This is a genomic window from bacterium, assembly GCA_009926305.1.
Lineage (GTDB): Bacteria > Bdellovibrionota_C > UBA2361 > UBA2361 > RFPC01 > RFPC01.
Genome location: RFPC01000087.1, coordinates 1 through 9,270 on the forward strand (window position 1 = coordinate 1; position 9,270 = coordinate 9,270).

Annotated in this window: 8 protein-coding genes; 6 read left to right on the top strand and 2 right to left on the bottom strand. The window is 48.1% G+C overall.

Annotation, left to right across the window (positions count from 1 at the left end; genetic code table 11):
- Both EBR25_11260 and EBR25_11265 read left to right on the top strand, forming a co-directional pair.
- The coding region (locus EBR25_11260) for a hypothetical protein (protein ID NBW41561.1) at window positions 1–426 on the top strand (426 nt) is incomplete at its 5' end.
- A 39-nt stretch (window positions 427–465) separates the two neighbouring features.
- On the top strand, window positions 466–765 hold the full coding sequence (locus EBR25_11265; protein ID NBW41562.1) for a DUF2288 domain-containing protein: 300 nt from the start codon (window positions 466–468) through the stop codon (window positions 763–765).
- Between the two features lie 32 nt (window positions 766–797).
- Here the strand turns inward: EBR25_11265 and EBR25_11270 are convergent, their stop codons facing one another.
- Both EBR25_11270 and EBR25_11275 read right to left on the bottom strand, forming a co-directional pair.
- On the bottom strand, window positions 798–1,265 hold the full coding sequence (locus EBR25_11270) for a hypothetical protein (GenBank protein ID NBW41563.1): 468 nt from the start codon (window positions 1,263–1,265) through the stop codon (window positions 798–800).
- A 256-nt stretch (window positions 1,266–1,521) separates the two neighbouring features.
- Window positions 1,522–2,811, bottom strand: coding sequence for a hypothetical protein (locus tag EBR25_11275; protein NBW41564.1), 1,290 nt, complete (start codon window positions 2,809–2,811; stop codon window positions 1,522–1,524).
- A 298-nt stretch (window positions 2,812–3,109) separates the two neighbouring features.
- Between EBR25_11275 and EBR25_11280 the strand changes: the two genes are divergently transcribed.
- The 4 genes from EBR25_11280 to EBR25_11295 form a co-directional block, all read left to right on the top strand.
- Window positions 3,110–4,909 (top strand): DUF1302 domain-containing protein, encoded by a 1,800-nt coding sequence (locus EBR25_11280; protein ID NBW41565.1) that lies wholly within the window; start codon window positions 3,110–3,112, stop codon window positions 4,907–4,909.
- Window positions 4,910–4,968: 59 nt separating this feature from the next.
- Window positions 4,969–6,327 carry a DUF1329 domain-containing protein gene (locus tag EBR25_11285; GenBank protein ID NBW41566.1) on the top strand — a complete coding sequence of 453 codons (1,359 nt, stop codon included), beginning with the start codon at window positions 4,969–4,971 and terminating at the stop codon, window positions 6,325–6,327.
- Between the two features lie 8 nt (window positions 6,328–6,335).
- Window positions 6,336–7,364, top strand: a complete 1,029-nt coding sequence (locus tag EBR25_11290; protein NBW41567.1) for a hypothetical protein — start codon at window positions 6,336–6,338, stop codon at window positions 7,362–7,364.
- Window positions 7,358–9,270: RND family transporter (locus EBR25_11295; protein ID NBW41568.1), on the top strand; the 1,913-nt coding region annotated here is incomplete at its 3' end. The genes EBR25_11290 and EBR25_11295, both read left to right, overlap by 7 nt.

The following is a 9,270-nucleotide window of genomic DNA, read 5'->3' on the forward strand; positions in this document are numbered from 1 at the left end:
TATGACTCGATTAACCACCTGACGACTCTTCATGATTGGCAAAGGGTCTTTCGCTCCGTTTACAAACATCTGATGACCGGTGGAATATTTATTTTTGATATCAATACACCTCAGAAGTTGAGCCGCTTAGCGGCTCAACCGCCTGTCGTTCATGAATTTGAAGAGAGCACTTACATCCTGAATGTGACAAAGCGTGGGAAAAACACTTTTGATTGGCATGCCAGATTGTTTCATCCGTTAGCCGAGGAACAGTTTCGTCTGATTGAGGAGGTTATTCCAGAGGCTGCGTATCCAGCGGCAAAGGTCAGAGAGCTGCTTCACCCCTTTTTTCAGGTTGTTACGGTTCGTGACTTTGAGCGAGAGAGGCCTTCAGCTTCGAAGTCAGAAAGGCTCTATTTTGTGTGTCGAGCACGCTCGTCTGGATGAAGATTTGAATGGGGGGAGTTGTTGTATTACTCTCTCGGAATGATGAATCAATCCTCCGAAGACCGGAAGCCAGAGATAGCAGATGTTGCGTGGCATCATCTCGCTCCGCACCTTGAGCGAGATGCTCTTATTGTGGTTTCGCCTGACCTTGATCTGAACGAGAGCGCTAAGGCAGTGGCCCGAGACGATACATCCTTAGTGAAGGAATGGATAGCGAATGGCAAGCTCTCAAAACCATCAGCTGAGCAGTTAGCGGAGTGGGAGGAGGATAGAACCCGAGAGTTTACTTGCACGATTGCTCAGCCGTTTGTGCTCATGCAAGACAAGAAGCGATCATAATCAGCTGACTGTATAAACATAACTTTGTGAATTCATCGGCAGCGAAGCAGCTGTTTAACCTGTAAAGCAAACTCCCGTGGAGTTGTCTCAAGGGGAATACTGAGCCGAGCTTGGCTTTCGAGTTCTCTGTGAAATCCTTCCCATGCAGGATAACAGTTGCTTAGGGCACCTCGTACCTCATCAAATTGTTTCAAGTGCTGGGGCGCTAGTAACTCTCCACTATTCGCCAGAGGGGTGCTGAGGGTAAGAGTCGGGGTATCGCCCTTGCTCCTGTCTAGAATCACAGCAAGAACCCCCTGGGCACAGCACCACTTTTCATAGATATTTTTTAGGTTGATTCTATCGTTTGACTTTAGGGCAAGAAATCCTGAGCGCTTCGCTACCTCAAACTTTTCGCGTTCGTGAGCACGCAGGTGATGCGGGGTCGCTCTGGAGCCAATCTTTGCCTGACTGGCTCTCCCACGGCTTAATTTTTCCACATCATCCGGTAAGACTTGCATATCTCAATGGTTGTAGGTGTTGAGGAATGCTTACAGGGTAAGCCGAAGAAAAGAGTAAGATGGAGTCGGTTACGTGAGTTACATGCAGGATAGGACAGGTTAAAAAGAGGGGATAGGTTGCAAAGAGGGGATAGATGTCACTTCCTGAATTTTTCTGAGGTGAGTTCGAGAAGGAAGAAGTGTCTGAGTTGCGACTCAGCGACCATTAACTGATATCACCTTTTCAGCCAATGGTCGCTTCGTCGTTCCCTGCTCTCTAATAAGGGAACGGAGCAGGTGTGTGGTTGTTATCAAACCCGAGTGCTTCAGGAAAGTCAGCTGCCGTTGGGCGTATCCCAGCTGCAAGCCACTTACCCATTGCCGCGATGGAAGCTCCAATCTGGCTCCCTGTAAAGTTACAGTGACCTACACTGTCAACGTATGTGCCGAACACCTGAGCACCTCTTCCCTGCGAAGAAAGGAGGTCAATATACGCCTCTTGGTTTGCAGGAAGTACGAAACCATCATGAATGGTATGCATGAGGAGAACAGGGGCGTTATGGTTCCCACTAAAGTCAGCATTGTCTACGAGGTACGATCGAGAGTCTGGGTTTGCTGGGAACACGGTTCCTTGATTCATGCCAGCTACGATTTGACCCGCGGGAAATCCTAGTGCCTCGAGTTGGATTCGAGCTATGTCTGGAATCGAATAGGAAGCATTCAGATTTTGAATAGGAGAGCCGCCGGCTCGATCGATAAGCTCGGAAAGAGCCTCTGTCGCAAAAAAGAATAAGCTAAAGAGATCCTTGGCGAACGCTTCCGACGTAATATTGCTTACAAGGCGGATGAACTCCAGCCCTACCTGTCCTTCTGGAACCTGAGTCTGTTGCAGAATCTCTGCAGCAAAATCATTATCGAAGTCGAAGTTTGAGGAGATTCCAGCAGGGAATCCAAAATTTTCGGGAAGTCCGTATATAATATCGTACGCGAGGAGTACGCCTAAGGCTAAGTCAAAGTTTCTGGTAGCACCTCCCCCAACAGAGCATAAGCCGATAACTGCCTGGTAAAGATCAGGGAAAAGTTCGATGCTCTTGAGGGCTATTACTGACCCCATTGAAACTCCGAGAAGTACAGTCGCTTGTGGAGGAGCAAATCTCTGCTTGAAATATTCCGTCAGGTTAACGGTGTCAACCAGCCCCTCTTCAACCGCCCAACCGTTTCTACTAAAGGCAGAACCAGCAACGGCAAACCCCTGAGCTACGAGCGCTTGTTCTGTCGCTTCTCCTCCTGGAGCGGCCTCAGCGACTCTATTATCCTTTTCGTTTTCGGTTCTGGCCCTATCTCTGTAGCCATGTACGTGCATAAGTAAAATTCCATTCCATTGATCCGCTGGTGGCACAGCGATTTTGAATGGTGCCCCGTCGATACTTCCAGACAGAGTTGCTCCATTTGTAAAATCAATTGGACTTCTGTCGTCGTTACTGCCTCCGCCGCAACCTGATGCGAAGAGGACAAGTGAAAAGGCAAGAAAGGTAGCAGCAAAAGCCTTGAACCGGTGAATTGTCATAGTGAGTTTCCCTCTGGTGGTGAATAACAGACACACGTGATGCCCTACATCTCACTATGTACTACTCCCGAACGCAATCCAGGAATTTTATTTTTGTGACTTCTTAGAGGTCCGTTAGCAGAACAGCGTTTTATCGAATTTTCGGGTAAAAAAATAGACGAATCTCCGCGAGCGTTAGGCCTGACGGTTTATCTTGTGAAAAAGTACACTAGCCGTTGATGAACTTTCGTGGAATTGTGTACAAAGATCTCGGAGCCAGTTTTGTGCTCTACGAATTCAAATTTTAGGAGAGTAGCTTATGCGCTTGCTTCCACAGACCACATTATTTTGTCGCTCTGTTGTTTCCCGTAGTTGTCTTTCGTTTCTTCTGACATCTCTTTTGGTTTCACTTCCAGCGGGGGCCAAAGAGCTTGATTTTGGTGATGATAGTGAACTTGAGGGAAGTTTTGACACGACTCTGTCACTAGGAACAACTATCAGAGCGCAGAGTCGCGACGAAAGCATCATCGGTCGTCAAAACGGAGGGACTGGAAACTCGATTAACGGGGATAACGGGAACCTCAATTATGACCACGGTGATGTCACCTCGGTGGTCGGCTCCATCACGAATGAGCTCGATCTCTCCTATGACAGAACAAGTCTCTTTATCCGAACCTTTGGTTTTTGGGATTGGATGGTGATGACTCAGGGTACAGAGAGAACCAGCTTCTCTCCATCTGCTGAGCGTTTTGCTGGTGGAGACTTTCGTCTTCTCGATGCCTACGTAACTCAGGATTTTAATATTGGGGATGAGGGAGCACTGACCATCCGTGCAGGACAACAGGTAATTAACTGGGGTGAAAGCACTTTCATCCCGAACGGTCTTATCTCTATTAATCCTGTTGATGTGACTCGACTTCGAACAGCAGGCGCAGCGCTTCAGAACGCTCTGATTCCAATGCCAGCCATTGATTTTAACTATAGTGTGGATGAAAACCTCTCTTTTGAGGCGTTTTATCAGTTCCGATTCGACCACACAGATTTAGAGCCAGAAGGCACCTTCTTCTCGACGACCGATATTGCTAGCCCCGGTGGAAATACGGTGCTCCTCGGTTTTGGCGCTCCAGGGATTCCAGATAATCCTGCGCCATACGGTCTCGGAGTTGCTGGACCGGTCGGAATTGCTGTTGCGCGCGGAAGCGACCGAGATGCCGGCAACCAGGGACAGTTTGGTCTAGCGGCTCGCTGGTTTGTGCCTGAATTAAATGACACTGAATTTGGTCTCTACTGGACGCATGTTCACAGCAGAGTTCCACTTATTGGTGCAGTGACTGGTTCTCTCGCAGGTCTTGGCGCGGGAGATTACGCAGCGTCCGCGGAGTACTTTATAGAGTATCCAGAAGACATCAACACTATTGGGGCGAGCTTTAACACCCAGGTGGGATCTGAAGGAACGGCGATTCAAGGGGAATTTATCTATCGATTTGATCAACCTCTTCAGAAGGATGACGTAGAGCTTCTCTTTGCGGCGCTTACACCGCTGAATCCCGTTTTTGGTGCAAATCAAGTCGGTTCGTTCGGTTTTGATGAAACGATTCAGGGGTATATCGAGCGAGATATGATTCAAGGTCAGGTGACAGTAACTCAACTGACTGGACCTTGGGCTGGCGCAGACCAGTGGGTAATGTTGGCAGAAGCTGGGTTCTCTTACTTTCGGGATTTTCCGGATAAAGACGAGCTGAGGCTGGAGGGACCAGGAACCTACACAACAGGGAATCCGTTCTTTACTGCTGCGGGTATTCAACCTGAAACAGAGACTGACGGCTTTGCTGACAAGTTTTCTTGGGGGTATCGTCTCGTTACTCGGGCTGACTTCAACAATGCTATCGCAGCGTGGAATATACGTCCTTCTCTTGCTTTCCAGCATGACAAGGGGACATCACCTGCACCAATCACGAACTTTGTAGATGATAGAAAAACCATTACGGGGACTGTCGCTGCTGATTATTTGAACCGTTATCAGGTTGGAGTGTCCTATACGAACTTCTTCGACGGCGGGCGGTATAATCTGCTACGTGATAGAGACTTTGTTTCGATTTTTGGAAGTGTATTCTTCTAGAATTCGATTTAGGTAATTTTGTGAGCAAGAGTATAATGCGAGAAAAGAGGAGAGCGAGTATGCGAATCATCGAAGGCGCACTAACAGTGGCGGGGCTTCTATGTTTTACAAGTGTTGCTGTAGCAAAGGTCCCTGAAGCAGAGGCTGCAAAGCTTGGCAAGGAACTGACACCTCTCGGTGCGGTTCAGGCGGGCAACGCCAGTGGGGCTATTCCTGCATGGAAGGGAGGCATCACATCTCCTCCAGCTGGGTATGTAAAGGGACAGCATCACCCAGACCCGTTCGCTGGTGATAAGGTACGGTTTACCATCTCGTCAAAGAACGTCGGTAAGTATGAAAAGCAGCTCTCGCCTGGTCAGCTAGCGATGTTTAAGCGCTATCCAGATACGTTCACTATGAACGTGTATCCGACCAGACGTAGTGCCTCTTATTCGCAGAAATACTATGACTCAACGATGAAGAATGCTCGCACCGCGGAGCTAACCAACGAAGGGAATGGGGTCCGGAACGCCTCTTTTGGAGTGCCGTTTCCGATACCACAAAATGGTACTGAAGCTATCTGGAATCACCTCCTTCGGTATAGAGGGGAGACGGTTCATAGGACCATACAGCAGGTTGCACCCACAGCCTCAGGCTCGTACGTTCCAGTAACCATTGATGAGAGAGCAATTTGGGCGTATTCACAGCCCGGAGCTACTACCGAGACAATAGACAACAAGTATGCCTATTTTCTCCAGGAGGTAACTCAGCCAGCCCGTCTTGCTGGAAACGTTCTTCTCGTTCATGAGACCCTTGATCAGGTTGAAAGCCCGCGGAGTGCATGGACCTACAACCCTGGGCAGCGGCGAGTAAGACGAGCTCCAAACGTTGCTTACGACAACCCGGGAACAGCAGCCGATGCGCAAAGAACAAGCGATCAGCTTGATATGTTCAATGGAGACCCAAGCCGGTATACGTGGGAATTAAAAGGGAAGCGTGAAATGTATGTCCCATACAATGCCTACAAGATGCACAGCGATACGCTAAAGCACGATACACTCCTTACTCCAGGGCACCTTGATACTGACTATCTGCGCTACGAGTTGCACAGGGTTTGGGTAGTTGATGCAACACTCCGTCCTGAGACGAGCCACATCTATGCGCGTAGGGTCTTCTATATTGACGAAGATTCGTGGCAAGTGCTCGCGGTGGACCAGTACGATGGGAAGGGGAATCTCTGGAGGTATTCAGAGGCCTACACCATTAACTATTATGAAAATCCACTTGTGTGGGAAACAGCGGAAGCGCACTACGATCTGCAGAATGGGAGATATCTCGTGTTCGGTCTGAACAATGAAGGTGAGGTCGAAACCTTTGATAAGCCAATGGAGCTAGCAAACTTTACTCCAGAAGCGCTGAGGAGAGCTGGTCGAAGATAAGTTTCTCAATGCCGAAACTTTTTTCTTGTTTCTTTTTTTCAGGAGCTCTTACTAAAGATTTTAGTAAGAGCTCTTTGAACTTTTCTTTTTGCTCTCTTCTCGTAGTATTTTTATTCGCTGCTCCGCTTCATGGAGATACCAGTGCTTCTCCAGCGCCCTTTGGGTTCTCAACCCCCTCTCAAGAGAATCGCCTTGTCCAACAATCGCTCTTGCAAGATCTGGAGTGCCCACAAAACTTAGAGAATAGGCTCTGTTTTGTAGTGGGAGAACGGGGACATTTCCTTGTGGGCTCTGCAATGCACTGGCAACAGGTGATCCTACCAACTCAGTCTCAGTTGAACGCGTTAAGTCTGGATGGACGCTATGCTGTTGGGGAAGATGGGATTATTGTTGCATACGGTGCTAATGGAATTGCAGAAGTCGTCTATTCGGACCTCAGTTCTGACGCCGCTCTCTTCTCTATCTTGCCCACCGCGAGTGGGGACTATCTCGCCGTCGGAGCATACGGACTGTGTCTGAGGGGAAAGGAAAGGGCTTGGCGTCCCTGTCAGATTGATCCTGAGGAGCGCCATATCTACGACATTGTTGAGTTAAGAGATGGGGCGCTACTTGCGGTCGGTGAAGTTGGTCTTATCGCTCGTGCAGACGGAGAGTCAAGTGAGTTTATCTCCATCAGTTCTCCATACGGAGGGAGCCTCTTTGGTGTTCTCTCGCTTGAGTCTGGTGCTGACCAATATGTAATGGCCTATGGACTACGCGGAACTATTCTCCTGAGTTCTGATGGAGGAAAGAGTTTTCATCAGACTGAGACAAGTATTGAACGCACCTTTCTTGCCGCTACTCAGGTTGCAGATGGTCGGGTGGTACTTGTGGGTCTTGGGGGCCTGCTCGTGGAATTTTCAGTAGAGGACAATAAGATCTTAAGAGAAAAAACTCTTACTGGGCGACCAGCTCTGACGGGGATTCAGAAAGTTGATGATCTCCTTCTCCTTACAAGTGATCAGGGAGTCTTAGAGTTTCGGGAGTGGAAATGGTAGCTGAGCTCAAATCAGACTTCTCTTCTCGAGTTGCAGCATTCGTTCTGCGTCACCGCATAGTGCTAACGACCATCTTACTGCTTGCTACCTGTTTTTTAGGATATCAGGCGTCAAAAATTCAAGTTGATGCTGGTTTTGAAAAGCAGCTACCGAAAAAGCATCAATATATTCAGACTTTCTTGAAACACCGAAAAGAATTCGGTAGTGCCAACCGTTTGCTGGTTCTCGTTGAGTCGCCGACAGAGGATATTTTTACGCCTGAGTACTTTGAAGTCATGAAGGCTGTAACAGACGAGGTGCGCTACCTAAAGGGCGTAAACCGTGGAGGTGTTCGTTCCATCTTTACACCGAACGTGCGCTTTGTAGAGATTGTGGAAGGGGGATTCTCAGGGGGGAATGTTGTTCCAGCAGAATTCCAGCCTACTCCAGAAATGCTCTCTGTTGTTCGAGAAAATATTATTAAGGCAAATATCGTTGGTCGATTAGTTGCGAACGATTTTAAGTCTGCCATGGTGAGCGCAGAGCTTGTCGACCAGGATCCTCAAACAGGCGAACAACTTGATTATTTAGAAGTTGCCAGCGAGCTCGAGGCAAAGGTTCGCGCGAAGTATGAGAAAAATGGTTTTCGTATCAGAATTATAGGCTTTGCGAAAGCTATGGGTGACATCGCGGATGGGGCTTCTGGCGTAATTACGTTTTTTGGAATTGCTTTCGTTGTTACTCTCATTCTTGTTCTCTGGTTCACCGGCTCATGGGTCCTTACGTTACTAAGCCTCGGGTGTTCTCTTGCTGCAGTAGCGTGGGGGCTTGGGATGTTAAGTCTTCTTGGCTTTGGGATCGATCCGATGTCCATTCTGGTTCCGTTCCTTGTTTTTGCAATAGCCATTTCTCATAGCGTACAGATAGTTCATGCGTTCAAAGAGGGGATCTCAGACAAAGGTCCGGAGGGAGCACTCTCAGCACGAGATGCAGCAGAGCGTTCTTTAGGAAAGTTGTGGATACCAGGGACTGTTGCTTTACTGAGCGATGCGGCTGGATTTCTCACCATAATGTTGCTGGAAATTCGTATTATTCAGGAGCTCGCGCTCACGGCAGCGCTTGGTGTTTCCATGATCTTTTTTAGCAATCTATTGCTGCTGACGCTTTGCCTGTCTTTTGTGAACGAATACCGAATTTCTAAAAAAGAAAGCAGTGTCATTAAGCTGTCAAAGTGTTTTGGTGTTTTTGCTACTGGAAAGGCAGCATATATCTGTATCCCTTTTGCTCTTATTTTCGGAGTGCTGGGATCCTTTGAAGCACTGCAAGTAAAAGTTGGAGATCTGGGATCTGGGGTTCCGGAGCTTCGACAGACCGAGCGATACAATATTGATTCTCGTTATATTACTGAGCACTATTCAATTGGAGTTGAGCTTCTGAGTGTGCTCGTTGAGACGAATCCCGATGCGTGTACTAATCCAGATATCCTTCGGCGGATCGATCACTTTGCATGGCAAGTTCAGAATACTGAGGGAGTGCAATCAACGATATCACTGCCCCAGATTATAAAAATTGTAAATGCAGGGTGGAATGAGGGGCATCCAGCGTGGAGAATTATCCCGCGAAATCCGCAGACTATAGTTCAGTCGCTCTTTCTTATCCAAACCGATACTGGTCTCCTGAATGCTGACTGTAGTGTTATGCCGGTCCTTGTATTTTTAAAGGACAGGCGTGCAGAGACGATAAAGCGAGTGGTCGATGTAGTGAAAGAATATGCAACCCAGCATAATTCAAACGATATCAAGTTTCAGCTTGCCTCTGGAAACATGGGTATTGCGGCAGCTCGAAATGAGGTGGTATCGGCCGCTCAAACAGAGATGTTGTTGCTGGTTTACGTGGCGGTAAGTATCTTGGTGCTTTTAGCATTTCG

What these genes read in the sequence shown, in the direction of transcription:
- EBR25_11265 (NBW41562.1), top strand. Translation starts at nt 466, where the DNA reads ATGATGAATCAATCCTCCGAAGACCGGAAGCCAGAGATAGCAGATGTT.
- EBR25_11270 (NBW41563.1), bottom strand. Translation starts at nt 1,265, where the DNA reads ATGCAAGTCTTACCGGATGATGTGGAAAAATTAAGCCGTGGGAGAGCC.
- EBR25_11275 (NBW41564.1), bottom strand. Translation starts at nt 2,811, where the DNA reads ATGACAATTCACCGGTTCAAGGCTTTTGCTGCTACCTTTCTTGCCTTT.
- EBR25_11280 (NBW41565.1), top strand. Translation starts at nt 3,110, where the DNA reads ATGCGCTTGCTTCCACAGACCACATTATTTTGTCGCTCTGTTGTTTCC.
- EBR25_11285 (NBW41566.1), top strand. Translation starts at nt 4,969, where the DNA reads ATGCGAATCATCGAAGGCGCACTAACAGTGGCGGGGCTTCTATGTTTT.
- EBR25_11290 (NBW41567.1), top strand. Translation starts at nt 6,336, where the DNA reads ATGCCGAAACTTTTTTCTTGTTTCTTTTTTTCAGGAGCTCTTACTAAA.